The organism is Streptomyces sp. B6B3, from assembly GCF_039871525.1.
GTDB lineage: Bacteria > Actinomycetota > Actinomycetes > Streptomycetales > Streptomycetaceae > Streptomyces.
Map to the genome: position 1 here is coordinate 368196 of NZ_JBDPLU010000004.1, position 25043 is coordinate 393238.

General features: G+C 74.0%; 21 protein-coding genes. 6 read left to right on the forward strand and 15 right to left on the reverse strand.

What is annotated here, in order from left to right:
* The first annotated feature begins 104 nt into the window (after positions 1-104).
* The gene (rpsT, locus tag ABGB06_RS11850; protein ID WP_347588152.1) at positions 105-371 is read left to right on the forward strand and encodes a 30S ribosomal protein S20; all 267 of its coding nucleotides are present in this window, start codon (positions 105-107) and stop codon (positions 369-371) included.
* A gap of 145 nt (positions 372-516) precedes the next feature.
* Positions 517-1497 carry a hypothetical protein gene (locus tag ABGB06_RS11855; protein WP_347588154.1) on the forward strand — a complete coding sequence of 327 codons (981 nt, stop codon included), beginning with the start codon at positions 517-519 and terminating at the stop codon, positions 1495-1497.
* A gap of 206 nt (positions 1498-1703) precedes the next feature.
* Here ABGB06_RS11855 and holA read toward each other — a convergent pair whose 3' ends face one another.
* Positions 1704-2696 carry a DNA polymerase III subunit delta gene (gene holA, locus ABGB06_RS11860; protein ID WP_347588156.1) on the reverse strand — a complete coding sequence of 331 codons (993 nt, stop codon included), beginning with the start codon at positions 2694-2696 and terminating at the stop codon, positions 1704-1706.
* A 14-nt stretch (positions 2697-2710) separates the two neighbouring features.
* Positions 2711-3775 carry a helix-turn-helix domain-containing protein gene (locus tag ABGB06_RS11865; RefSeq protein WP_347588158.1) on the reverse strand — a complete coding sequence of 355 codons (1065 nt, stop codon included), beginning with the start codon at positions 3773-3775 and terminating at the stop codon, positions 2711-2713.
* A 71-nt stretch (positions 3776-3846) separates the two neighbouring features.
* On the opposite strand from ABGB06_RS11865, the gene ABGB06_RS11870 reads away from it, so the two are divergent.
* The 3 genes from ABGB06_RS11870 (at position 3847) to ABGB06_RS11880 (ending at position 6016) form a co-directional block, all read left to right on the forward strand.
* Positions 3847-5193 carry an amino acid permease gene (locus tag ABGB06_RS11870; protein ID WP_347588160.1) on the forward strand — a complete coding sequence of 449 codons (1347 nt, stop codon included), beginning with the start codon at positions 3847-3849 and terminating at the stop codon, positions 5191-5193.
* Positions 5190-5429 (forward strand): hypothetical protein, encoded by a 240-nt coding sequence (locus ABGB06_RS11875; RefSeq protein ID WP_347588162.1) that lies wholly within the window; start codon positions 5190-5192, stop codon positions 5427-5429. The genes ABGB06_RS11870 and ABGB06_RS11875 overlap by 4 nt, the downstream gene beginning before the upstream one ends.
* Before the next feature lie 128 nt (positions 5430-5557).
* Entirely contained in the window at positions 5558-6016 is a 459-nt protein-coding gene (locus ABGB06_RS11880) for a pyridoxamine 5'-phosphate oxidase family protein (RefSeq protein ID WP_347588163.1), read from the forward strand.
* Between the two features lie 111 nt (positions 6017-6127).
* On the opposite strand, the gene ABGB06_RS11885 is transcribed toward ABGB06_RS11880, so the two are convergent.
* On the reverse strand, positions 6128-7708 hold the full coding sequence (locus tag ABGB06_RS11885) for an alkaline phosphatase D family protein (protein ID WP_347588165.1): 1581 nt from the start codon (positions 7706-7708) through the stop codon (positions 6128-6130).
* 188 nt (positions 7709-7896) lie between these two features.
* Here ABGB06_RS11885 and ABGB06_RS11890 point away from each other — a divergent pair, with 188 nt between their 5' ends.
* Positions 7897-8424 carry an AAA family ATPase gene (locus ABGB06_RS11890; RefSeq protein WP_347588167.1) on the forward strand — a complete coding sequence of 176 codons (528 nt, stop codon included), beginning with the start codon at positions 7897-7899 and terminating at the stop codon, positions 8422-8424.
* A gap of 109 nt (positions 8425-8533) precedes the next feature.
* On the opposite strand, the gene ABGB06_RS11895 is transcribed toward ABGB06_RS11890, so the two are convergent.
* The 12 genes from ABGB06_RS11895 to ABGB06_RS11950 form a co-directional block, all read right to left on the reverse strand.
* Positions 8534-8746, reverse strand: coding sequence for a DUF4287 domain-containing protein (locus ABGB06_RS11895; protein WP_347588169.1), 213 nt, complete (start codon positions 8744-8746; stop codon positions 8534-8536).
* Positions 8747-8944: 198 nt separating this feature from the next.
* Positions 8945-9943 carry a sigma-70 family RNA polymerase sigma factor gene (locus ABGB06_RS11900; protein WP_347588170.1) on the reverse strand — a complete coding sequence of 333 codons (999 nt, stop codon included), beginning with the start codon at positions 9941-9943 and terminating at the stop codon, positions 8945-8947.
* Between the two features lie 300 nt (positions 9944-10243).
* Positions 10244-10705 carry a hypothetical protein gene (locus ABGB06_RS11905; RefSeq protein WP_347588172.1) on the reverse strand — a complete coding sequence of 154 codons (462 nt, stop codon included), beginning with the start codon at positions 10703-10705 and terminating at the stop codon, positions 10244-10246.
* Positions 10706-10875: 170 nt separating this feature from the next.
* Positions 10876-11376 (reverse strand): hypothetical protein, encoded by a 501-nt coding sequence (locus tag ABGB06_RS11910; protein ID WP_347588173.1) that lies wholly within the window; start codon positions 11374-11376, stop codon positions 10876-10878.
* Positions 11377-11493: 117 nt separating this feature from the next.
* Positions 11494-14964 carry a ComEC/Rec2 family competence protein gene (locus ABGB06_RS11915; protein ID WP_347588174.1) on the reverse strand — a complete coding sequence of 1157 codons (3471 nt, stop codon included), beginning with the start codon at positions 14962-14964 and terminating at the stop codon, positions 11494-11496.
* Positions 14951-16192 carry a helix-hairpin-helix domain-containing protein gene (locus tag ABGB06_RS11920; protein WP_347588176.1) on the reverse strand — a complete coding sequence of 414 codons (1242 nt, stop codon included), beginning with the start codon at positions 16190-16192 and terminating at the stop codon, positions 14951-14953. The genes ABGB06_RS11915 and ABGB06_RS11920 overlap by 14 nt, the downstream gene beginning before the upstream one ends.
* Positions 16193-16798: 606 nt before the next feature.
* Positions 16799-17644, reverse strand: a complete 846-nt coding sequence (locus tag ABGB06_RS11925) for a DegV family protein (RefSeq protein ID WP_347588178.1) — start codon at positions 17642-17644, stop codon at positions 16799-16801.
* Positions 17645-17675: 31 nt separating this feature from the next.
* On the reverse strand, positions 17676-18374 hold the full coding sequence (locus tag ABGB06_RS11930) for a hypothetical protein (protein WP_347588179.1): 699 nt from the start codon (positions 18372-18374) through the stop codon (positions 17676-17678).
* 127 nt (positions 18375-18501) lie between these two features.
* Complete coding sequence (leuS, locus tag ABGB06_RS11935) at positions 18502-21399, reverse strand: leucine--tRNA ligase (RefSeq protein ID WP_347588181.1); 2898 nt, start codon at positions 21397-21399, stop codon at positions 18502-18504.
* Positions 21400-21614: 215 nt separating this feature from the next.
* Positions 21615-22622 (reverse strand): sugar phosphate isomerase/epimerase family protein, encoded by a 1008-nt coding sequence (locus ABGB06_RS11940; RefSeq protein ID WP_347588183.1) that lies wholly within the window; start codon positions 22620-22622, stop codon positions 21615-21617.
* Between the two features lie 85 nt (positions 22623-22707).
* A complete protein-coding gene (locus tag ABGB06_RS11945; protein WP_347588185.1) occupies positions 22708-23898 on the reverse strand; it encodes a Gfo/Idh/MocA family oxidoreductase in 1191 nt (396 codons plus the stop codon).
* Between the two features lie 69 nt (positions 23899-23967).
* Positions 23968-24999, reverse strand: coding sequence for a substrate-binding domain-containing protein (locus ABGB06_RS11950; RefSeq protein ID WP_347588402.1), 1032 nt, complete (start codon positions 24997-24999; stop codon positions 23968-23970).
* Positions 25000-25043 lie beyond the last annotated feature (44 nt).

A 25043-nucleotide genomic window follows, 5' to 3' on the forward strand; every position in this document is an offset into this window, starting at 1 on the left:
TGGGAGGCCGCCGGGTGCCGCTGGTAAGCTGGCCGACTGCGTCTGGTGCTGGGCGCACCAGAACCCGATCTTCTTGTCTCTCTACACCTACGTAAGGCTCATTCGTGGCGAACATCAAGTCCCAGATCAAGCGGATCCAGACCAACGAGAAGGCCCGGCTGCGCAACCAGTCGGTCAGGTCCGAGGTCAAGACCGCCGTCCGGCGGGCCCGCGAGGCCGTGGCCACGGGCGACTACGAGCAGGCCGAGGCCGCGCGCCGGGTGGCGGCCCGCAAGCTCGACAAGGCCGTGAGCAAGGGCGTGCTGCACCGGAACAACGCGGCCAACAAGAAGTCCGCCCTGGCCGCACAGGTCAACGCGCTGCAGAGCTGACGCCGCGGGCGGCCCCGCCGCTCCTCGGCACCCCCCGACCGTAGCGTTCGCCACTACGCCACGTACCGGTACCGGCAGACCCCGGGCCTCCCCGTCCCCACGGGTGGTCTGGGGTCTTCGGCGATGAGGCGGTAGGTTACGCGGCATGTCGATACCGGGGGGCAATCCCAACCCCTACATGCAGCCATCGGGCTCGCCTCAGCCCGCCCCCAACAATCCCTACGCGCAACCGGCGCAGCCGGCGCAACCCGCCTCCTCGGGGCCGCCGCCGCCAGGACCGCCGCCCGGCGCGAACCACGGATACCCCCAGCAGCAGGCCGCCGCGCCCTCGGCGAGCGGCTACGGCCCGATGGTCACGCCCAATCCGCCCGTCTCGTCCCGTTCCGGACGGGGGCTGCCGAGCTGGCTGTGGGCGGTCGGCGGCGTGGTCGTCGCCTCGGCGGTGTGGGGCGGCGTACTGGTCGCCACCGGCGGGCCCTCGGAGGCGGAGCCCCAGGAGCCCAGCCAGCCCCAGCCCAACCTGGCGGGGTACGAGTACAACGGCCAGATGTGCGACACGGCCGACACGACGTCCTTCGACAGGGACTACCAGGCCGACGGGTACAACGAGCCGAGCTCGCTGGCCGCCGAGCACGACCGGGTGGACCAGAGCGCCTGCACCTTCTATCTGGCGCCGGTCCAGGGCGACGGCTACAGCAGCCTCTACCTCACCTACCAGGCGGTCTGGCACAAGGGGACGGACCCGAAGCAGGAGTTCGAGGCGAGCTACCGCTCGCAGGAGCAGTACGAGGACGTCAACTACGACTACCAGGTCGAGCCCGTGGACGGGCTGGGCGACGAGGCGTACATCATCTACCAGACCAACTCCGTGGACGCCCGGCTGTCCCGGGTGACGCTCGGCGTCAGGGACGGATGGTTCGAGTACACGCTGATCTGGGACGCCTACATCGACACGACGTCCGACGCCTCGCTCGACTATCTGATGGAGCAGGACTACGTCACCGAGGCGATGCGGGAGTCCAGCATGGCCACCCTGGCGGCGTTGCAGGGCTCGGAGCAGGGCGGCGGCTCGGGGGGCACGGGCGACACCGGCGAGCTGGAAGGCGACGTCCCCCCGGACGCCTGACGCGGGACGCGCCCAACGCGGAGCTCGGCGGGCGCGGCTGCCCGGGCGGCCACAGGATCCGGCGGCGCGGGACCCGGCGGGTGCGCGCCCTCGGGCGGCGACGGAACCCCGGCAGGTACGCGACCCGGCGGGCACGGAACCCCGGCGGACGCGAGACCCGGTTGGCTCCCTGGTTCGGCGGGCGGGCCGGGCGGCGCCCGGGGTGCTCAGCGGCGCGGCGAACGCGCGGCGCCGGCGACGGTGATCACGGCGCGCTCCAGCGCGTACTCGGGATCGGAGCCCGCACCCTTGACCGCGGCGTCCGCCTCGGCGACGGCGCGCAACGCGGCCGCCACGCCGTCCGCGGACCAGCCACGCATCTGCTGGCGCACCCGGTCCACCTTCCACGGCGGCATGCCCAACTCCCTGGCCAGATCGGCGGGGCGCAGCCCCGAGGGCGCGGAGGCCAGCTTGCCGATGGCCCGCACGCCCTGCGCCAGCGCGCTGGTGACCAGCACCGGCGCCACGCCCGTGGCCAGCGCCCAGCGCAGCGTCTCCAGCGCCTCGGCGGTCCTGCCCTCGACGGCGCGGTCGGCGACGGTGAAGCTGGAGGCCTCGGCTCGACCCGTGTAGTACCGGGCGACGACGGCCTCGTCGATCGCGCCCTCGACGTCGGCGGCCAGCTGGGAGCAGGCCGCGGCCAGCTCGCGCAGGTCGCTGCCGATGGCGTCCACCAGCGCCTGGCAGGCGGCGGGCGTGGCGGAGCGCCCGGCCGCGCGGAACTCGCCGCGCACGAACGCCAGCCGGTCCGCCGGCTTCGTCATCTTCGGGCAGGCCACCTCCCGGCCGCCGGCCTTCCGCGCCGCGTCGAGCAGCCCCTTGCCCTTCGTGCCGCTGCCGGTGAACAGCAGCACCAGCGTGATCTCCTCGGCGGGCGCCGCCAGGTACGCCTTGACGTCCTTGACCGCGTCGGCCGACAGGTCCTGGGCCGCCCGGACCACCACCACCTTGCGCTCGGCGAAGAGCGAAGGGCTGGTCAGCTCGGCCAGCGTGCCCGTCGTCAGCTCGCCGGGGTCCAGCTCGCGGACGTCGGTGTCGGGGTCGGCCGCGCGGGCCGCGGCGACCACCTGCCGCACCGCACGGTCGATGAGCAGCTCCTCCTGCCCCACGGCGAGGGTCAGCGGCGCCAGCGGATCATCGGAGCTCGTCGTTCTGGCCATCGCGCCTCAGCATCTCACGCCGCTCTGACACCCGGGTTGTCTCCCGGTTCGGTGCCGTCCCGCCCGGCCGCCGCCCGGAGCCGGAAGACCCGGCGGTAGGTCTGCGGCGACACCGTGGTCAACCGCCCGAAATGGTGGCGCAGGTTGGCCGCGGTGCCGAAGCCGGTGTGCCGGGCGACGCTCTCCACCGGATCGTCCGTGGTCTCCAGCAGCTCCTGGGCCAGCCGCACCCGCTGCCGCACCAGCCACTGCAACGGCGTCAGGCCCAGGGCATCCCGGAACCGGCGGGCGAAGGTCCGCTCGCTCATGTGCGCCCGGCGGGCCAGCTCCGGCACGGACAGCTGCTCGTCCAGCCGGTCCTGGGCCCACAGCAGCACCGGCGCCAGGTCCCGCTCCCAGCCCTGCGGCTCCCGGCCGTCCGGCCACCTGGTCGCCCGCCCCGGCGGGCGGACGGGCTTGGCGTACTGGCTCTGCCCGCCCTCCCGGTGGGGCGGCACGACCATCCGGCGGGCCACCTCGTTGGCGACCGCCGCGCCGTGGTCGCGGCGCACCAGGTGCAGGCAGGTGTCTATGGCCGCGCCGGTGCCGGCCGAGGTGAGCAGGGTGCCGTCCTCGACGTAGAGGGCGGTGGGGTCCAGGCGGACCTCCGGGTACCGCCGGGCGAAGTCGTCGGCGTACATCCAGTGCATCGTGGCCCGGCGGCCGGCCAGCAGTCCGGCCGCGGCGAGCACGTGGATCCCGGAGCAGATGGAGACGATCCGCCGGCCCCGCTCGTACGCCTCGCGCACCGCCGCGACCAGCGGCTCCGGCGGCGCGAGCTGCACCTCCCGGGGGCAGGCCGCCACCACGACGGTGTCCGCCTCCGGCAGCTCCGCGAACCCGTGCGGGGTTTCGAGCCGGAACCCGGCCGCCGTGCGGGGCGGCGGCCCGTCCGCGCACAGCCGCAGCTCGTACCACGGATCGACGAGGTCCCGGCGGACGACGCCGAACACCTCGCAGGGCACGGCCAGTTCGAAGACCGGGGCGCCGTCGGTCACGGCGACGGCGACCAGATGGCCGCGGGGCTCGGCGGCGTTCATGGCAGGATTTTAGCGGCACCTGGCTTTTCTGCCGATGGCCGGTCGCGGAGCCGATCGGGAGGCTGACCGGCATGAACGACACGGCCAGTCAGCCCCGCGACGTCCCGACCGCCCGCGCTGCCGCTCCCCGAGCGACCGCGCCCGGCACGGTCGCCACCGGCCGGCACACCACCGGCCGTTACACCACCGCGCAGGCCACCGCGCTGTACGTGGGCGCGGTGCTGGGCACCGGCGTCATCACGCTGCCCGCGATGGCCGCCGAGACCGCGGGCCCGGCGTCGCTGGTCTCCTGGGCGGCGCTGGTGGCGCTTTCCGTGCCGCTCGCCGCGGCCTTCGCCGCGCTCGGCGCCCGTTATCCCGACGCCGGCGGGGTGTCCAGCTACGCCCGCATCGCGTTCGGCGACCGGCTCGCGTCGGTGGTCGGCTGGTGCTTCTTCCTCGCGGTGCCGCCCGGCGCCGCGGCGGCGGCGTTCTTCGGCGGCTCCTACGTCGCCGAGGCGTTCGGCGGCGGGAGCACCACCGCCACCCTCACGGCGGCGGCCCTCATGCTCGCCGTCACCTGCGCGAACGCCGTCGGGCTGCGCACCACCGGGCGGCTGCAACTGGCCCTCGCCGCGCTGCTGGTGACCCTGCTGGTGGCGGCCGTGGTGCTCTCGCTGCCGCATGCCAGGATGGCCAACCTGCAGCCGTTCGCCCCGCACGGCTGGGCGGCGATCGGCCCGGCGGCGACGCTGCTGGTCTGGAGCTTCGCCGGCTGGGAGGCCATCACGCACCTGGCCGCCGAGTTGCGCCGCCCGGCCCGCGACCTGCCCCGCGCGACCGGGGCCGCGGTGGCCGTCGTGGGGCTGCTCTACCTCTCCGTGGCGTTCGCCGTCATCGCGGTGCTCGGCAGCGCGGCGGCCGAGACCGACGCCCCGCTGGGCGAGCTGATGGCCGTCGGCGTCGGCGGCGACGCGCGGAAACTCGCCGCGGTGGCGGCGCTGCTGCTCACCCTGGGCACGATGAACGCCTACTACGCCGCCGCCGCCAAGCTCGGCGCCGCGCTCGGCCGGGACGGTTCGGCGCCGGCCTGGCTGGCCCGCGGCAGCGGGGTCGGCGAGGTGCCGCGCCGCGGCCTGGCCGTGGTCTCGGGTCTGGCGCTGGTCTCGCTCGCCACGGTGACGGCGGCCGACGTCGAGGTGCGCCCGCTGGTGCTGATGACCACGGCCTCGTTCGTGACGGTCTACGCGATCGGCGTGGCCGCGGCCCTCCGCCTCCTGCCCCGCGGCAGCGGGGGCCGGGCGGCGGCCGGGGCGGCGCTGCTCGCCGTCGTGGCCCTGCTGCTGATGTCGGGCGCCTACCTGCTGTGGCCGCTCGCGGTGTCCGGCGCCGCCCTGCTGTACCTGCGGTTGCGGCGGGCACGGACAATGGTCGGGTGACGGTCAACCGACTCATCCTGGTGCTGCCCGACCGCGAGGCCGCCGACGAGGTCGCGGCGGAGCTCGCCGTGCGCTACGCGCTGCCCGAGAACCCGCGGCCGGTCCGCGAGGCCCTGGCCGGCGAGGACGATGCCGAGGACGCCCAGTGGCTGCTGGTGGTGGAGCGGCCGGCCGACGAGGTGGAGGCGCTCACCGCGCTGGTGGAGGCCCACGACGGCTGGCTGGAGCGGGACTGAGGTCCCGACACCTCGCACGAGGGCACCCGGCCGGGTTCCGGGGTTTCGGGGTCCTGGGGTCCTAGGTCCGACGGCGCAGGTCGGAGGGCCGATCCGGGGCGTGGCGGCCGGCGTTAGCGTGACCGGACATGACGACCCACAGGCCGCCGGCGCGCGGCGGAGAACAGCGCAAGGCTGACGTGCTCCGGCGGTTGATCGAGGACGAGGACGCCTGGGTGTCCACCGCCAGCCGGAACGGGGAGACCTGCCTGGTGCCGCTCTCCTTCCTCTGGCACGACGGCGCGCTGGTGATGACCACCCGCGCCGCCAACCCGACCGCCGTCAACGTCGCGGAGACCGGCCGGGCCACCCTCGCGCTCGGCCACACCAGGGACGTCGTGCTCATCGAGGCGCGGGCCGAGGCGCTGGCGAACGACGCGCTGCCGGCGGCGACGGGAGACGCGTTCGCCGCGAAGCTCAACTGGGACACCCGGGGCCGGCCACAGTGGTGCTTCCTGCTCTGCCGCCCCCGCACGATCCGCGCCTGGCGCGAGGCGAACGAGCTCGCGGGCCGCCTGCTGATGGAGGACGGCGCCTGGCTCGTCTGACCGTGCCCGGCCGGGCACGGTCAGACGAGCCGCGACGGATCACCGTTCCCGGATCACCGCCCACGGATCACCGCCCACGGCTTCGGGGCCGTCAGCCCGTCCGCCGGCACGTCACGCGGGCTCCAGCCCCGGGCTGCCCGCCTCGGTCACGAAGCTGGCGTTCGTCGAGACCGACGCGTCGCCGTCCGCCTCGATGTGCGACACGGCCCGGTAGTCCGCCGTCAGCGACTCCGGCGTGAGCACGCAACGCGTGTAGCCCCGGCGCCCGTTGTAGTGCGCCACCCAGGGGTGCTGCATCCAGTCGTCGGTCCACTCGTCGGTCTCCGAACCGTCCCCGTCCGAGGCGATGGAGGTGCAGACCAGCTCGCTGCCGATGACCGGCGCCTCGGGGTCGGAGAAGTCCGCGAGCAGGTTGCCGGCGATGGCCCGGTGCGTGTCGCCGGTCAGCACGACGGGGTTGCTCACCGCGTCCTCGGCGAGCACGTCCAACAGCCGCTGCCGGGCGGCCGGGTAGCCGTCCCACTGGTCGGTTCGGCTGGTGGTCACCCGCATCACCGCGACCTGCTGGGCCAGCAGGTTCCAGGTGGCGCCCGAGGTCCGCAACCCGTCGTACAGCCAGCTCTCCTGCTCCGTGCCGAGGATGCTGCGCGCGGGATCGTTCTGCTCGTCGGCGTCGGCGGGCAGGTCGTGGCGGTACTGGCGGGTGTCCAGCACACTGATCGAGGCCAGGTCGCCGAAGCCCAGGCGGCGGTAGGTGAGGGCGTCGGGCCCCTCGGGCAGGGCGGGCAGCGGCAGCGGGGTGTTCTCGTACATCGCCTGGTAGGCGGCGGCCCGGCGCAGCGCGAACTCCTCCGGCGGGATGCCGTACTGCGAGTTGAGGTCGGCGTAGTTGTTCTGCACCTCGTGGTCGTCGTGGGTCACGACGAACGCCGTCGAGGCGTGGGCGGCCTGCAGGTCCGGGTCGGTCTTGAACAGCGCGTACCGCAGCCGGTAGTCCGCGAGGGTGGACGTCTCGTGGTCGTGCCCCTCGCCGAGCGAGACGCCCTGCCGCCACAGGTTGCTGGCGGTGATGGCGTACTCGTAGATGTAGTCGCCGAGGAAGAACACCATGTCCAGGTCCTCGGCGGCCAGGTGCCGGTAGGCGGCGAACCAGCCGTGGTACCACGCCTGGCAGGAGGCCGTGGCGAACCGGAAGGCGTCCGGCATGGTGCCCGGCGCCGGGGTGGTGCGCACCCGGCCGACCGGGCTGACGTAGCCCTGCGCGCGGAAGCGGTAGAAGTACGGGCGGCCCGCCCGCAACCCCTGCACCAGCGGGTGCACCGCGTGCCCCAGTTCCGGCGTCGCCCGCGCGCTGCCGGTCTGCACCACGCTCGCGAACAGCTCGTCCTCCGCGACCTCCCATTCCACGTCGAACTCCGTGGGCGGCATGCCGCCGCTGCCGTCCGGCGCCACCGGGTCGAGCGCGAGTCGCGTCCACAGCACGAACCCGTCCGCGGTGGGCTCCCCTGAGGCCACGCCGAGGCGGAACGGGTCGTCGGCTATTCGCTCCCCGACGCTGGCCGCCTCGGCGGTACCGGGCAGGCCGATGCCGGCGAGCAGGGCGGCGGAGGTGACCCCGGTGAGGCCGAGGAACGTGCGGCGGCGGGGGTGTCGGGGGGAGGAAGGGTGTGGGGGGATGGAACGAGCTTCCATGGGCAGCCGTTTCGTCCGGGCGCCGAGTGGCGCCGACCAAGCTGCACAGTGAACGACGCCGACGACCCGGCACAAGGGCGCCAACATACGTGCGGCATACGCGAGATGAACGTTCGGCGGGGCATTCCGGGCACGGCGGGCGGGAAACCGGTTGAGGGCCGACCGCGCCCGCTGACACGATCGCCGGCATGGTGCTGATCGTCACCGGGATGCCGGCGGCCGGAAAGTCGACGGTGACCCGACTGGTGGCCGCGCGGCTGCCCCGCGCGGCCCGCCTCGACGGGGACATGGTCAGCAGGCTGGTGGTCTCCGGCCGCGTCGGGGCGTTGGGCGAGCCCGCCGACGAGGCCGCGCGGCAGGTGGAGCTCTGCAACCGCAACCTGTGCACCCTGGCCAACAACTTCGCCGACGCCGGCTTCACCCCGGTGATCGACTGGGTGATCCCCACCCGCCGCCAGCTGGACTTCTTCGTCGCCACCCTCGCCCCGCGGCCGGCCCGGCTCGTCGTCCTGGCACCGGGCACCGACGTCTGCCGGTACCGCAACACCCTCCGCGCCGCCGAAGAGCGCTTCGACTTCGACGGCTACGAGGCCCTCGACGCCGAGATGAAGCGCGAACTCGGCGACGCCGGCTGGTGGTTCGACACCGCCGCCCTCACCCCGGAGGACACGGCCGACCGCATCATCGCCGAGGGGAAGCGTTGCCGCGGCGGCTGACGCTCGGCCGCCACCCGCCACCCGCCACCCGCCACCCGCCACCCGCCACCCGGCGGGCGGCGTCACGTCGGGTACGCGCGGACTGGCACGCGTCAGCCGTGCCGGACACCTACCTGCGGCTGTCCTCCGCGAGGGTGTGTGCGACGAGGGCGTTGGCGTGGCCGTGGCCCAGCCCGTGCTCGGCCTTGAGCCAGTTCACCAGCTCCATGTGCTTGGCCAGGGGCGAGGCGCGGATGAGATCCTTCCAATCCGCTATCGGGCGACCGTACTTCTTCTCGATGAAGGGGAAGTAGCTGGCAGGGCCCTTGACGCTGTCGGTCATGTCGGCGGTGTCCCGTCTGTCAGTGTTCGATGCTCCTCGACGGCTGGGACGGCTGACCGTTTCGCCGGACGCCCATCCGCCGCGGGGCGGTGTTGTCGCTGGTAGGACCGGCGGGCGCCACTCATGTCATCGGCCGACGAGGGTGTTCCGCCTCACAGCTCTCGGTCTCGGGCGGCCCCGCCGCGGCGGCCGACCTCGCTACGCGTCGATGTGGGCGGGCAGGTCGAACAGCGGGAACAGGCGCTGGGTGTCACGAAAGACACCAATGTCCGTGATCCGATCACCGGAAATGTCGATGACCTGGAGCGCCCAGGGCTCGAACCCCGCGCCGTCGGTGCTGGGCCGGTACTGGCCGAACGCGGGTGAGCCGTTCGCGAAGGTGGGGACCAGCCGTGACCCCCGGCAACCAACGGCCGGTCCGGTCAGCCACGCCCGGATGTCGCGGACACCTCGCATCCACAGGGCGTACGGCGGCAGGGACATGGTGGCGTCCACATGGAGCAGCATGCTCAGCTCCTCCATGTCGAAGCTTGAGAAGGCTGCCGCGTACCGCTTCGCCAGCGCCTGCTGGACGGCGCTGGGCGGCCGTGTCGCCGTGTCGTTGGTCGCCGCGCGCCGGGCGGCGAGCGTGGCACGGGCGCGCTGGAGTGCGCTGTTGACCGCGCCGACAGTGCAACCGTGCAGGTCCGCGACCTCGCGCGCCGAGAAGCCCATGACCTCCCGTAGCAGGAGCGTCGCGCGCTGCTTGGACGGTAGGTGCTGCAACGCGGCGATGAACGCCAGGCGCACCGACTCGCCGACCTCGGCCGCCTCCGCGGGGTTGTCCGTCGTACGGGTCAGGGCGGCCGGACACGGTTCGATCCAGAGGCTGGCCTCCAACGGAGTGCCCGGTGAGGTGGCCCCGCTGGTCGGGCCGGAGAGATCCATCGGGCGGGCCCGGCGCTTGCGTGCGGCAAGCGCGTCAAGGCAGACGTTGGTGGCGATGCGGTAGACCCACGAGCGGAGCGACGACCGTTCCTCGAACCGGTCGAGGCTGCGCCAGGCCCGGACCATGGTCTCCTGCACGGCGTCTTCCGCTTCGAAGACCGATCCCAGCATCCGGTAGCAGTAGCCGATGAGCTCGGCCCGGTGCCGCTCCAGCCGGGCCGCCCCCGTCTCGTGTTCGGACAGGACAGCCCCGGCGTCCAGACCGTTCATTCCCACTTCCTCACGCGCTCACGACCCGCCCGACGCGCGCCGTCGCGCGGACACGTGTCCCGGCGCCCGCACCTGCCGGCATCTCCGCCGCTTCGTCCACCGGGAGCACACGCCGCTCGGGCAGGATAGCTTCCGAGCGGTCAGAGACACCGACTACCTGCATGATCAGCTGGTTGACAGCCGACTTCGTGACAACGCGTGGCGGGCGCGACTCGCCGCGCGACCGTCTCCCGTTGGTTGGAGGCCCCCGCCCGTACCACCGGGGCCGGCCTCCCGGCCGGCCCTCGGCGAGGTGGCGACCTAACGCCCCGGCAGGGCCAGTTCCTCTCCCGAGACCGCGTCCACCACGCGCCGGTCACCCAGCTCCGCGTCCAGCCGCACCCGCACCGGGTCGACGATCATCTGGGCGGTGCAGCTCGCGTTCGGATGGGCCACACCCCAGCCCGAGACCAGGACCATCTCCTCCGTCTCGTGCACCAGCGCGCCGAAGTCGTCCATCACACACGCCGAGTGCCCCAGGTCCATGGTGATGCTCCGCTCCCCGGCACCGGCCTGCCGCACCCCCTCCAACGGCAGCAGGTCGGAGACCTCCCCGACCGCGGGCACCGCCCCCGGCCACTCCCCCGCCACCCGCTCGGCCCGGTCCTGGAACTCCGCCTCGGGCACCTCCACCTCCCACCCCTGCGGCTCCCCCTCGCCACACCCCGCCACCAGCAGCACCACCGCCGCGGCGGCCAGCGCCGCTCTCGCACACCCACGCATGCCCGTCCCCTCTCGTCTCCGCTCGTCCCGCCGCTCCGCAGGCCAAGGTCCCCGATGAGACGGAACGACGGCCCCATGCGTTCCGTCGGTAGCGGGAGACGGTGCCAGCCTCGGGTGAGCAGTCGAGCTCAGCCATGCCGGTAGGCGGTCACGCACTCACCTCGCTACCTTCAGCGCGTCTTCCCGATCTTCAGGGCCCGCGCCCGCTCTCCGGGGTTCTCTGGGCGGATTCGCTCGGCCAGACAGTGCCGATGGGAGACGATGGTGTGGCTTCCTGGGCCGTCGTGGCTCCGCGAGTCCAGGACGAGGGCGTCCCCTCCCGGGCTCAACGTGATCCGTTCTCCGCAGAAATCGCAACACCAGGCCAGTGACTCCAGGTCGGCAGCCCGGATGCTGAGCCGCACCCTCACCGGTGGATGCCAGCGATGGATCTGCTCGATCACCGCATCGATCCGGGAACCGACGGGGGGAAAGAGCGCGAGTAGTTCGTCATGGCTGCTCGTGGTCCGGGAGAACTGCTGGATCATGTCGATCGAAGCCGACAGACCCGCGTTCTCGTAACCGACGATCTCAACGACCACGCCCCATCGGTGATGACTCAGGACCTTGGCCTGCACCTTCTGGCCAGGCATGAGCGCCAGGCTCTCCGTCTCGAACCTCTCCATTTCCATGAACCGCCTCCCCGTCCTTCAGCTCGGCAGGCCGCGCCCGTCAGCGCTCAGGGCCTCCCGACGACGGGCGAGCGTCGGACCGTTTCCGGTGTGCCGAGGCAGCGGGGCGGTCGCGTCCTATCCGGACGTCCCGATCACGATGTCGATCGCGGTGGCGGTGTCCTCGGCAACATGAGTGGGCCGGAAGGAGCTCAGGGGCCAGGGTTGCCCGTTCGACACCCACACACTTCGGAGCCCTAGGGTGTCGGCGCCCGCGATGTCCGCCTGGGGTGAGTCGCCGACGACCCATGCGCCGGTGAGGGGCACTCCGGCGGCGTCCGCGGCGGCGTGGAAGATCTCCGGTCGCGGCTTCTTGTGGCCGACCCCCTCGGAGATCACCCAGCCCTGGACGAGTCGATGAAGTCCGGTGTGACGGATCTTGGCCTCCTGCTGGACGGTGCTGCCGTTGGTGACGATCACGCACGACCAGCCGTCGGCTCGGGCCTTCACAAGGGCCTCGCGGGAGGAGGCCGCCAACACGACCCGATCGGCGGCGCCGTGCTCAAGCAGGGCGCGGATGGCCGTGGCGGGAACCCGGTCCCCGTATCGGTCCGCCATGGCCGCGGCGACATCGTGGCGGGCGGCGTAACCGCTGGCGTCGACGGCCATCACCCAGCTGAGGTCCGTGGTGGGCAGACGATGCTCGACAAGGAACGCGGCGACGGCGCCACGGAAGGCCGCGTCACGGTCGACCAGGGTGTTGTCGAGGTCCAGCAGCAGCAACGGCACGATCGGCAGTAGACCACGAGCGACGTTCTCGAGGCAGGCGGGTTTCCCCGTCCCGGATCGACGTCTGCTCGGGCAGCGTCCACGAGGATGGCCCCCATGACGCTCGTGATCGAAGCCCCCCACACCGACGACGCCGCGTCTCTGGGGCCTCCGCGCCCGGGGGGAATCCCTGCCCGTCCGTGACCGGTGGCGTCTGAGCACGGCGGTGGGGCCCGCGGGGGTGTGGGTGATGGCGAGGGTGCCGTGGAGGTCGGTGCGGACGGTGGTGGCGCCGGCCTGGTCGAGGGCGGCGAGGGTGGTGGGGGCCGGGTGGCCGTAGTCGTTATCGGCGCCGGCGGAGACCACGGCCAGGCGGGGGCTGAGCTGGTCGAGGAGCGGCGGGTGTTGGGCGGCGGAGCCGTGGTGCGCGACCTTCAGGACGTCCACCTCCGGCAGCGTCGGATACGCGGCGAGGAGGCGTCGTTGGGCCTCCGGCTCCAGGTCGCCGGGGAGGAAGACGGTGATCTCGCCGGCCGTGAGGAGCAGCGTGACGCTGGCGTCGTTGGCCTCGAAGCCCAGGGCTTCCGCGTTCGTTGGTGGCCAGAGGACCTGCCAGGACAGGGTGTCGCCCAGGCTGTGCCGTACGCCGGGCGTGGCGGGCAGCACGGGTACCTCGGCCTCGGACGCGATGCGCTCCACGAACGCCGCCTGCTCCGGTGAGTCACGGACCGTGGAGGTCTGGATGGCCTCCACCCGCCGGCCGTTCAGCGCTCCTGGGAGGCCCGAAACGTGGTCCGCGTGGAAGTGGGTGAGGATCAGTAGCGGGATGTGGGTGACGGCGAGGTCGCGGAGGCAGATGTCGATGGCCGCCGGGTCCGGGCCCGTGTCGATCACCAGGGCGGAGTGCCCGCCGGCGGACAGCACCAGCGCGTCGCCCTGGCCCACGTCGCACGCGACCAGCAGCCAGTCCGGTGGCGGCCAGCCGGTGAGCAGGCGGGGCAGGGGCGCGGGCCGGACCACGGCGAGAAGCAGGACCAGGACGCAGAGGGCCGCCGGCCAGCGGTGGTGGAGGGCGTGACGGGCCAGCGGGAGTGTGGCCACGGTGACGGCCGTGAGCAGGGCCGCGCCCCACCAGCCGCCGGGCCAGCCCAGCTCCGCGCCCGGCAGGTCCGCCCCGGCGTGCGCCACGGCGACGACCCAGCGGGTCGGCCAACTGGCCAGCCACGCACACGCGGCGGCGAGCGGCGGCGCGAACGGTGCGCAGGCGAGGGCCAGCCAGCCCAGGACCACGGCCGGCGGGACGGCGGGGCCGGCCAGCAGGTTGCACGGGATCGCCACCAGGCTGGTGGCGGCGGTGAAGACGGCGACGACCGGTGCACACACGACGTGGGCGGCGGCCGCCACCGCGAGGCATTCGGCGAGCCAGCCCGGCACGCGGCGGCGCCGCAGCGCCCGGCTCCAGCGCGGCGCCAGGACGAGCAGCGCACCGGTCGCCAGGACGGACAGGAGGAACCCGAAGGAACGCGCCAGGGCCGGCTGCCACAGCACGAGGAGCAGCGCGGCGGTGGCCAGGGCGGGCAGCAGCGCGCGGCGGCGCCCGGTGCCGATCGCCAGCAGCACGACGCCGCCGCAGACGGCGGCGCGCAGCACGCTGGGCTCCGGGCGGGCGACGAGGACGAAGCCCAGGAGCAACGCGCCGCCCAGCGCGGCGGTGACGCGCAGCGGCACGCCGAGGCGCGCGGCGAGGCCGCGGCGTTCGACGCGGGACGCGACCGCCGCGGGTCCGATCAGCACGGCCAGGATCAGCGTCACCTGGGCACCGGACACCACGATCAGATGGGTCATGCCGCTGGCCTCCACGGCCTCGGCGAGGCCGGGCGGGACGGCGGAGTCGTCGCCGACCACGAGCGCGGGCAGCAGGCCGCGCGGCTCCTCCGGCAGACCGGCCACGGCCGCACGTAACCCGTCCCTGAGCTGCCCCGCCACCCGCTGCGCGGTGCCGGGATCCGCGACGACGGGCGGCGGGCCGGCGTCGATGACCCGGAGCACGGCGGCCACCTCCACGGCCAGCCGCCCCGGCATCGGCTCCGCGACCCGGGCCCGGACGCGCAGCTCGGTGCGGGGCAGCAGCCGCTGCCAGTCGTCCGTTTGGTCGGCCTCCACCACCAGGAGCACCGGGGTGCGGACGGATTCGGCGCCGCGGTCGGTGCCGACCTCGGTCGCCTCGGCGGTGAGCAGCACGGGCCGCGGGGCGTCGGGCCGTCCCGCCCGAGGGGGCGCGAGGCGGGGGTCCGCGGTGAGCGTCACCTCGGCGGTGACGGTCGTGCCCGCCGCCTCCGGCAGCGGTCCGGCGTGGGCCGCCGCCGCGTGCAGCCCCGCGCCGGCGATCCCCGCGCCGGCCCCCGCCAGCACGGCGGCGAGCGCCACGGCGAGAGAGGCGCGCCGATGGCGCGCGCGGGCCAGACTGGCGGCCCCGTGAGCCGGCAGTGCGGGCGGGCGGCTCGGCGGAGGGTCGGCGGCCGGCGCCCTGGGGTGGCCAGCGGAGACGAACTCCTCGGGCTTGTCGGGCAGGTCGAGCGGGTCGGGCGAGACGGTCGACGCGGGAAGCGATCTGTGGCGGGACCAGAGGGCGAGGGCCACCGCGGCCAGGGCGCAGGCCGTGGCGGCGGCCACCGCCTGGCCCGTCGGGGCGGCCACGGCCCAGGCGGTGGCCGCCCAGGTGGCCGCTGCCGGTGGCAGGAGTCGCAGATCGGACGGCCCGTGGGCGCGTGGGTTGGCGGCGCCCAGCCGGTGCCCGGACGCGGCGTGTACCGGGTGGCGCTCGCCCTCATGGCGTGACATGGTCCCGCAGCTCCGCCAGCCGGCTCTCGCCGATGCCCGAGACGTCGAGCAGTTCCTCGACGGTGGTGAAGCCGCCGCTCTGCTCGCGGTAGTCGATGATGTTCGCCGCCAGCACGGGCCCGATGCCTGGCAGTTGCTCCAGCTGCTCGGCGGTGGCGGCGTTGAGGCTGACGGGGCTGGTGGCCTCGGTGGTGCCCGGTGGGGCGGGGACGGGTCCGGCGGCCGGGGCGCCGACGACGATCTGCTCGCCGTCGACCAGCAGCCGGGCCCGGTTCAGCGTCTCCGTGTCGGCGCCCGGCTCCGCACCGCCCGCCGCGGCCAGGGCGTCGGCCACGCGGGAGCCCGCCGGGAGGGTGTAGACGCCGGGATCGCGCACGTCGCCCGACACGTCGACGACCACGGAGCCGTCGCCGGTCGGGGACGCCGAGGGCAGGGCGAGGACCTCGTCGGAGGTGAAGGCGGAGGTGGAGGTGGAGGTGGAGGTCGGGGAGGCGGTGGCCGTGGCGGGCTCCGCGAGCGACACGGGCTGCGGGCGGCCGGTCCAGAAGTGGTGCACGCCGAAGCCCACCGCGACGAGCAGCAGGAGGGCGAGCGCGGCCAGCGTCCGGGGCTCCATCCCGCACCGCGGCCCGGCCCAGTCCGGCAGCCGGTCCACGAGCGCCAGGCGCAGGCGCCTGGCGGGCGACAGTGGCGACAGCGGGGGCGCGGGATCGTCGCCGGCCGGATCCGCGGGCTCGCCGGCCTTCGGCGGCGCTGGGCGCACCACGCGGACCGGCGGGTCGCCACGGCCGGTCCCGGGTGTGGCCCGAGCCTGCGGCGGTCCGGGGAGGTGAGCGTCGGCGGCCGGAGGCAGGTCAGCCGATTCCGGATCGGCCGCCCTGACCCAGGAGGGCGGCCGGTGGGGGGCGGCGCGGGGCGGGGCGGCCTCGGGTGGGGTGAGCGGGGCGGTCCCGACCGGCGGGGCAGCCGCCCAGGACGGCGGCACGGCGGTGTCGCGGAGGCCGTCCGGGGAGCGCGCCGGATGCGCGGTGGCGGGGGCGGCCGCCGGGGGCGCCTCGGCCCAGGAGGGGCGCGAGGGTGGTGGGGCCGAGGGGGCGCGCGGGAGGATGCGCCAGCCGGTGAGCGGGGTGGGGGCGCGGCGGGCCCGGGTGGGGTGCCGGCCGGGGCCTGTGCCGCCTCGGGACCCGGGCCCTCGACCCGCCCCCGACCTGCGCGTTCGCGTCTGCATGACACACGACGCTAGGTCCGCGGGCCTCGCCGTGACGGCCCTCGACGGGATCTGTGGACGGCCACGGCCCTGTGGACAACTCGGCTCCCCGAACGGGTGGCTGCCGCCGGAAGCATCGCGGCGGGGCGGCGGGAACGCCCCGCCCGCTCCAGGAGGCACCCGCTCGGTCACGCGACCGCGCGGCCTCCGTCCCGTTGCACGGGCCCCTCCGGGCCCGAGGCCCGGCCGCCCCACCCGTCCGGACACCACCCGGACCGGCGACCCGGCGGCCCCGCCGACCCACCAACGACACCGTGCGCGCGCCGTCCCACCAGACGGGACTCAACGCGCACGAAGTCGCCCGCCGCCGGGCGCGACAGCGACCGCCCCGGCGGGACGCGCAGCCCGTGCAGTGGCCCGCCACCCACGACATCGTGCGGGTACCGTCCCACCAAGTGGGACGCAGCGCGCACGAAGTCGGTCAGGCGCCGCCACGTCAGCGCACGGGGCGGGCGTGCCGGGTTCCGGACGCCACGGGCGGGCGGCCCGCGGGAGTGCTCGCCGCCGGCGGCAGCGGGGGCGGGGCGTACCGCGCGCGGACTCCGCGGCTTCCAGCCCGGTAAGGGCCTAGCGGGGGGAGACGACCGCGCCCAGGAGGCCGGGGCCCGTGTGGGCGCCGAGGACGGCGCCGACCTCGCTGACATGGAGTTCGGCCAGGCCCGGGAGGCGGCTGCTGAGGCGTTCGGCGAGTTGGCGGGCGCGTTCCTCCGCGGCCAGGTGGTGGACGGCCACGTCCACCGGGCCCGAGCCGGCCTGGTTGGCGGCCAGCTCCTCCAGGCGGGCGATGGCGCGGGACGCGGTGCGCACCTTCTCGCGGAGCTCGATCCGCCCGTCCGCGAGCTCCAGCAGCGGTTTCACCGCGAGCGCCGAGCCCAGCAGCGCCCGGGCGGTGCCGATCCGGCCGCCGCGGCGCAGGTGCTCCAGCGTGTCGACGTAGAAGTAGGCGCGGGTGGACTCGGCCCGTTTGACCGCCTCCGCCACGGCGTCGTCCAGCGAGCCGTCCGCCGCGGCCGCCTGCGCCGCGGCCAGCACGCAGAAGCCGAGCGCCATCGCGACCATGCCGCTGTCCACCACCCGGACCGGCACCGGCGCGTCGCGGGCGGCCAGCACGGCCGCGTCGTGGGTGCCGGAGATCTCGGACGACAGGTGCAGGGAGACGACGCCGCCGGCGCCGGCCTCGGCCGCCCGGCGGTAGGCCGCGGCGAAGACCGCGGGGCTGGGCCGCGAGGTGGTGACGGGCAGCCGGCGCTGCAGGGCCTCGGTCAGCCGCCGCGTCGCGTCCTCGGAGCCGTCCTCGAACGGCTGGCCGTCGAGGACCACGGTGAGCGGGACGACCGTGATTCGGTGCCGCGCCACGGTCGCCGGGGGAAGGTAGGACGTGGAGTCGGTGACGATGGCGATGGTGCGGCGCATGGAATCGCAGGGTAGCGGGCCGGCGGGCGGGTCACCCCTCGGCGCCCTCCGAGCGCGGCCCCGGACGGGTCTGCGGGTGGGGTTGTGGACGGGGCTGCGGGCGGGGCTGGGGCGGTCGGGACGGGTCCAGCCGGTGCCGCTCGGGCTCGGCGACGGCGGGCCGGTCGGCGGTGCCCCGCGCCCCGCCCTCCACCGCCTCCCAGTGCCGCAACGCGGCGGCCTCGGTGTCGATCTGTTCGTGCAGCGCGTCCAGCGCGGCCGTGTCCTCCTGGTGGTGCCGGGCACGGTCCTGGGCGGCGAAGCGGAGCGAGTCGGCGGAGCGGGTGATGCGCTCGGCGCGCTCCCGCAGCTCCGGCAGCCGGGTGGTGACGCGCAGCCGGTCGGGTTCGCGGCTCATCAGCGCCGCCAGCTCACCGTCCAGCTGTCCCGCGTGGTCCTGGAGCCGGTCGAGCAGGGACAGCGCCTCGCGGAGCGCGGGATCGTCGGCGGAGCCGGCGACCAGCGTGCCGCGGGTGCTGTCCAACGAGGCGCGCAGCGCGCGGCGCAGCCGGGCCACCTCGCCGACGGGCCCGAGCTGGGCGGACCGGGCGGCGAGGGTGGCCTCGTTGACGGCGCGGCCGACGTGGTGCTTGGCGCGGCGCACGCCACGACGTACCGCCCGCACCACGCGCACCACCAGTATCACGAAGACCAGCGCGGTCAAGGCGAGGACCAGCAGAGCGATTTCCACGCCCCCAGCCTAGGCCCGTCGCCCGGTTCGTACGAAGTCCCGACGGAGCGACGGACCGGACGGACGGCAGGAGCGGGCCCGCCCGGGCCCGGGCGGGCCCGGCCAGGACGGGCCCAGGCGGGAGGCCTCACGCGGGGACGATGTTCACCAGCTTCGGCTCCCGCACGATCACCTTGCGGATGTCCGCGCCGCCCAGCGCGGCCGTGACCGCCGGGTCGGCCAGGGCCAGCTTCTCCAGTTCGGCTCCGGCGATGTCCGCCGGCACCTCCAGGCGGGCCTTGACCTTGCCCCGCACCTGGACGACGCAGGTGACGGTCTCGTCGATCGCGTAGGCCGGGTCGGCGACGGGGAACGGCTGATGGGTGACGCTGTCCTCGTGGCCCAGCCGGTGCCACAGCTCCTCGGCGGCGTGCGGCGCCAGCGGGGAGATCAGCAGCACCAGCGTCTCGGCGACCAGCCGCGGCACCCGGCCGCTGCCCAGCCGGACCGCGTGGTTGTTCAGCTCGGTGATCTTGGCGATGGCCGTGTTGAAGCGCAGCCCGTCCAGGTCCTGGGTGACCCCGTGGATCGCCTTGTGCATGGCGCGCAGCGTGGCCTCGTCCGGCTCGGCGCCGGGGCCCGGGTCGACCACGGTGACCTCGCCCGTGGCCTCGTCCACCACGTTGCGCCACAGCCGCTGCAGCAGCCGGTACTGGCCGACCACGGCGCGGGTCTCCCAGGGGCGGGAGACGTCCAGCGGGCCCATGGCCATCTCGTACAGGCGCAGGGTGTCCGCGCCGTACTCCTCGCAGATCTGGTCGGGCGAGACGACGTTCTTCAGGGACTTGCCGATCTTGCCCAGCTCGCGGGTGACCCGCTCGCCCTGGTACGCGTAGCCGCCGTCGTCCGGCAGTTCCTCGACGTCGGCGGCGGGCACCGGGAAGCCGCGGCTGTCCCGGTAGACGTACGCCTGGATCATGCCCTGGTTGAACAGCTTGTGGTACGGCTCGGGCGCGCTGACGTGGCCCAGGTCGAACAGCACCTTCTGCCAGAAACGGGCGTACAGCAGGTGCAGCACGGCGTGCTCCTGGCCGCCGATGTACAGGTCGACGCCGCCCGTGGTCATGCCCTCGCGCGGCGCCATCCAGTACCGCTCGATCTCCGGGTCGACCAGCCGCTCGGCGTTGTGCGGGTCCAGGTACCGCAGGTGGTACCAGCAGGAGCCGGCCCAGTTGGGCATGGTGTTGGTCTCCCGGCGGTACCGCCGGGGTCCGGCGCCGTCGCCCAGGTCCAGGGTGACGTTGACCCAGTCGTGGTTCCGCGACAGCGGCGTCTCGGGCTGGGTGTCGGCGTCCTCCGGGTCGAAGGTGCGCGGGGTGTAGTCGTCGACCTCGGGCAGCTCCAGCGGCAGCATCGACTCGGGCAGCGGGTGGGCCACGCCGTCCTCGTCGTAGACGATCGGGAAGGGCTCGCCCCAGTACCGCTGGCGGCTGAACAGCCAGTCGCGCAGCCGGTAGTTGACGGTGCCCCTGCCCACGCCGTGGGACTCCAGCCAGGCGTTCATCCGGGCCTTGGCCTCGGGGACCGGCAGCCCGTCCAGGGACAGCGAGTCGTTGGCGGAGTTGATGATGGTCGCGTCGCCGGCGTTGAACGCGTCGTCCCAGCTGGCCGGGTCGGTGCCCCTGTCATCGACGGGCTGGACCACGCAGCGCATCGGCAGGTCGAAGGCGCGGGCGAAGGCGAAGTCGCGGCTGTCGTGGGCCGGCACGGCCATGATGGCGCCGGTGCCGTATCCCAGCAGCACGTAGTCGGCGACGAAGACGGGGATCCGCTCGCCGTTGACCGGGTTGGTGGCGTGCGCGCCGGTGAAGACGCCGGTCTTCTGCCGGGCGTCGGCCTGCCGCTCCAGGTCCGACTTGGCGGCGGCCTGCTTGCGGTAGGCGGCGACCGCCTCGGCCGGGGTGGCGTGCCCGCCGGTCCACGCGTCCCTGGTGTCCGCGGGCCAGGCGGCCGGCACGATGGTGTCGACCAGCGGGTGCTCGGGCGCCAGCACCATGTAGGTGGCGCCGAACAGGGTGTCCTGGCGGGTGGTGAAGACCTCCACCTCGCCGCCGCCGCGCTGGCCCGGCTGGCCCTCGTCGCCCACCGGGAAGCGCACCCGGGCGCCCTCGGAGCGGCCGATCCAGTTCCGCTGGGCCAGCTTGATGGCCTCGGGCCAGTCCACGGTGTCCAGATCGGCCGCCAGCCGGTCGGCGTAGGCGGTGATCCGCATGTTCCACTGCCGCAGCTTGGCGCGGAAGACCGGGAAGTTCCCGCGCTCGGAGCGGCCGTCCGCGGTGACCTCCTCGTTGGCCAGCACGGTGCCCAGGCCCGGGCACCAGTTGACCGGGGCGTCGGAGGCGTACGCCAGCCGGTACGCGCCCAGCGCGTCGGCGCGCTCGACGGCGCTCAGCTCCTGCCAGGGGCGCCCGTCGGGGGTGGCGCGGTCACCCGAGGCGAACTGCTCGACCAGCTCCGCGACGGGCCGCGCCCGCCCGGCCTCGGTGTCGTACCAGGAGTTGAAGATCTGCAGGAAGATCCACTGGGTCCACCTGTAGTAGTCCGGGTCGATGGTGGCGAACGAGCGGCGGTCGTCGTAGCCCATGCCCAGCCGGCGCAGCTGCGCGCGGTACGTGGTGATGTTGCGCTCGGTGGTGGTCCGGGGGTGCGTGCCGGTCTGCACCGCGTACTGCTCGGCGGGCAGGCCGAAGGCGTCGAAGCCCATGGTGTGCAGCACGTTGTGCCCGGTCATCCGCTGGAAGCGGGCGTACGCGTCGGTGGCGATGAAGCCCAGCGGGTGCCCGACGTGCAGGCCCGCGCCCGACGGGTACGGGAACATGTCCATGACGTACTTCTTGGGCCGGGCGGCCTGCTCGGGGTCGCCCGTCAGGTCGCCGTCCCCGGGGTTCGGCGTCTCGTACGTGCCGTGCCGCTCCCAGTAGTCCTGCCAGCGCCCCTCGATCTCCGCGGCCAGGCTCGCGTCGTACCTGTGGGGTGTCTCGCTCATCGTTATCGCAGCTCCATCGGTCGTCTCCGCCCACGAATCCGCCCACGAAAAAACCCCTCGCACAGGAGGGGTCGGCCGCGCTGAACGGGGCTGGTTCAGCGCGGCCGCGTAAGCAGAAGGCGTACGGCGCGCATGGCGTCAGGGTACCGCACCCCCCGTGGGCGCCGCGGCGCGTTTCGCGGCGCCCGGGGGGCGTCAGATGTGCCTCGGGCCCGTCAGTCCTTCGAGCTGAAGGCGGCGTCGAAGGCGGCCTCCGGCGGGTCGAAGAAGTTCGCGCGGACGTACTGCACCGCCTCGGCGGCGCCGCGCAGCCGGTCCATGCCCGCGTCCTCCCACTCGACGGAGATCGGGCCCTGGTAGCCGATGGCGCCGAGCACCCGGAAGCACTTCTCCCAGGGCACGTCGCCGCGCCCGGTGGAGACGAAGTCCCAGCCGCGCCTGGCGTCCGCCCACGGCAGGTGGGAGCCCATCCGGCCGTCCCTGCCGTTGCCGGTGCGGAGCTTCGTGTCCTTGCAGTCCACGTGGTAGATGCGGTCGCGGAAGTCCCACAGGAAGCCGGCCGGGTCGATGTCCTGCCACACCATGTGGCTGGGGTCCCAGTTCAGGCCGAACGCCTCCCGGTGACCGATCGCCTCCAGGGTCCGGACGGTGGTCCAGTAGTCGTAGGCGATCTCGGAGGGGTGCACCTCGTGGGCGAACCGGACGCCGACCTCGTCGAAGACGTCGAGGATCGGGTTCCAGCGGTCGGCGAAGTCCTGGTAGCCCGCCTCGATGTAGTCGGCCCCGACCGGCGGGAACATCGCCACGTACTTCCAGATGGCCGAGCCGGTGAAGCCGACCACGGTGTCCACCCCGAGCCGGGCGGCGGCCCTGGCGGTCGTCTTCATCTCCTCGGCGGCGCGCTGCCGCACGCCCTCGGGCTCGCCGTCGCCCCAGATCCGGTCGGACAGGATCGCCCGGTGCCGGTGGTCGATGGGGTCGTCGCAGACGGCCTGCCCGGTGAGGTGGTTGGAGATGGCCCACACCTTCAGGCCGTTCTTCTCCAGGATGTCGCGCCGGGACTGCAGGTAGTCGTCGTCCTCGGCGGCGCGCACCACGTCGAGGTGGTCGCCCCAGCAGGCGATCTCCAGGCCGTCGTAGCCCCATTCGCCGGCGAGCCGGGCCACCTCCTCGAAGGGCAGGTCGGCCCACTGCCCCGTGAACAACGTGATCGGTCGGCTCATCGCGTCTCCTTGGCGTCGTGGCCGGTCTGGTCGGCCTCGTGGCTCCTTCTGCCCGGCGTACGCCGGCTCATCCCGGGGGTCCCGGTCATCCGGGGACCTCCGTCCAGGCGCTGCCGCCGGCCGCGCTGGCCTCGACGGCGGCGAGCACCCGCTGCACCCGCAGGCCGTCGGCGAAGGACGGTTCGGGCCCCGTGCCGTTCGCGATCGCCGTGAGCAGGTCGACGGCCTGGTGGGTGAAGGAGTGTTCGTAGCCGAGCAGGTGGCCGGGCGGCCACCACGCCGCAAGGTACGGGTGTGTGGCCTCGGTGACCAGCACCCGCTTGAACCCGGCGAGGGCCGGGTCCTCGGTGTGGTCGTAGACCTGGAGCACGTTCATGTCCTCCAGGTCGAAGGCGAGGCCGCCGTCCGTGCCGTTGATCTCGATGCGCAGCGCGTTCTTCCGGCCGGCGGCGAACCGGCTGGCCTCGAAGGTGGCCACCGCCCCGCCCGCGAACCTGGCCAGGAAGAGCGCCGCGTCGTCCACCGTGACCGGGCCGCGGTCGCCGTCACTCGACGCGGTACCGGCCAGACCGCTGAACGACGCGGGCTGCGGGCGTTCCTTGACGAACGTCTCCAGCATCGCGCTGACCCCGGTGATCTTCTCGCCGGTGACGTACTGGGTGAGGTCGACGATGTGCGCGCCGATGTCGCCCAGCGCTCCTGAGCCGGCCTTCTGCTTGTCCAGCCGCCAGGACAGCGGGGTCTCCGGGTCGGAGAGCCAGTCCTGGAGGTACTGGGCCCGCACGTGGCGCAGCTGCCCGAGCCGGCCCTCGGCGACCAGCTTCCGGGCCAGGACGATGGCCGGGACGCGGCGGTAGGTGAAGCCGACCATGGCGCGGACGCCGGAGCGGGCGGCCTTCTCGGCCGCCTCCGCCATCGCCTCCGCCTCCTCGACGCTGTTGGCCAGCGGCTTCTCGCACAGCACGTGCTTGCCGGCCTGGAGCGCCGCGATGGCGATCTCGGCGTGGGTGTCGCCCGGCGTGCAGACGTCGACCAGGTCGACGTCGTCGCGCGCGACGAGCCGCCGCCAGTCGGTCTCGACGTCGCCCCAGCCGAACTTCTCCGCCACCGCGCCCGCCGCCTCGCGGTTCCGCCCGGCGAGCGCCGCGAGCCGCGGCACCAGCGGGAGGTCCTCGAAGAAGCTGGGCGCGTTCCGCCACCCGTGGGAGTGTGCCGCGCCCATGAACGCGTACCCCACCATGCCGACCCCCAGCGTCGGCTTGCCGTCAACGGTCATGTGTCCGCCTTTCGTGGGTCGTGGCCTTCGTGGCCACGACCAAGCGTGGGTCAGCCCCCGAGCCGTGGATCAGGACTCGAATGCCTGGTCGATGTACTGGTCGACGTTGTCCGCCGTCACCACGGGCGCGTCGAGCACGATGCGCCGCGGCACCTCGACCTGGACCAGGTCCGACAGGCCCTTGCCCTGCGCGAGCAGCCGGGCCAGCTTGATGCCGTCCGCGGCCTGCGTCGGCGGGTAGAGCACCGTCGCCTCCATCTCGCCGTCCTGGATCCAGCGCATGGCGTTGGCCGAGCCGGCGCCGCCGATGAAGAAGAACTCGTCGCGGCCCGCGTTGTCGAACGCCTGCTTGACGCCGACGCCCTGGTCGTCGTCGTGGTTCCAGATGATGTCGATGTGGTCGGCGGCCTGGAGCAGGTTCGACGCCTGCGCCTCGCCGGACTCGACGGTGAACTGGGCGGCGACCCGGTTGTCCACGGTCTGGTTGCATTCCTCCAGGGCGTCGTTGAAGCCGTCGGTGCGCTCCTGGGTCAGCGGCAGCGAGTCGATGCCGGCGATCTCGGCGATCACCGGGTCCTCGAGGTTGTTCTCCTCGATCAGCTGGCAGGCGTAGTTGCCGGCGGACAGGCCCATGCCGTAGTTGTCGCCCAGGATGGTGACGCGGGAGGCGGCCGGGTCGGAGAACTCGCGGTCCACGTTGACCACCGGAATGCCGGCCTCCATGGCGCGCAGCGCCACGTCGGTGAGTTGGGCGCCGTCGGTCGGCAGCAGCACGATGGCGTCCACGCCGTCGTTGATGAAGGTCTCGATCTGGCTGATCTGGAGGTTGGGGTCGTTGGTGCCCTCGGCCACCTGCAGGTTGATGTCGGTGTACTCGTCGGCGACCTCGCGGGCGGATTCGGTGACCGCGGCGAGCCAGCCGTGGTCGGCCTCGGGTCCCGAGAAGCCGATGGTCACCTCCTCGCCTGGCTCGTCGTTGTTGCTGACGGCCGCCGGCTCCTGGTTCTCGTCGTCGTCCGAGTCCTCGGAGTTGCTGGTGCAGCCGGCCATCAGCGCGCCGGCGAGGCCGAGGGCCACCAGCGCGGTGAGGCGCCGGTGCATTCTGCGACGGGCGCGGGGAAGGGTCACGCGAACGGACATGGTCA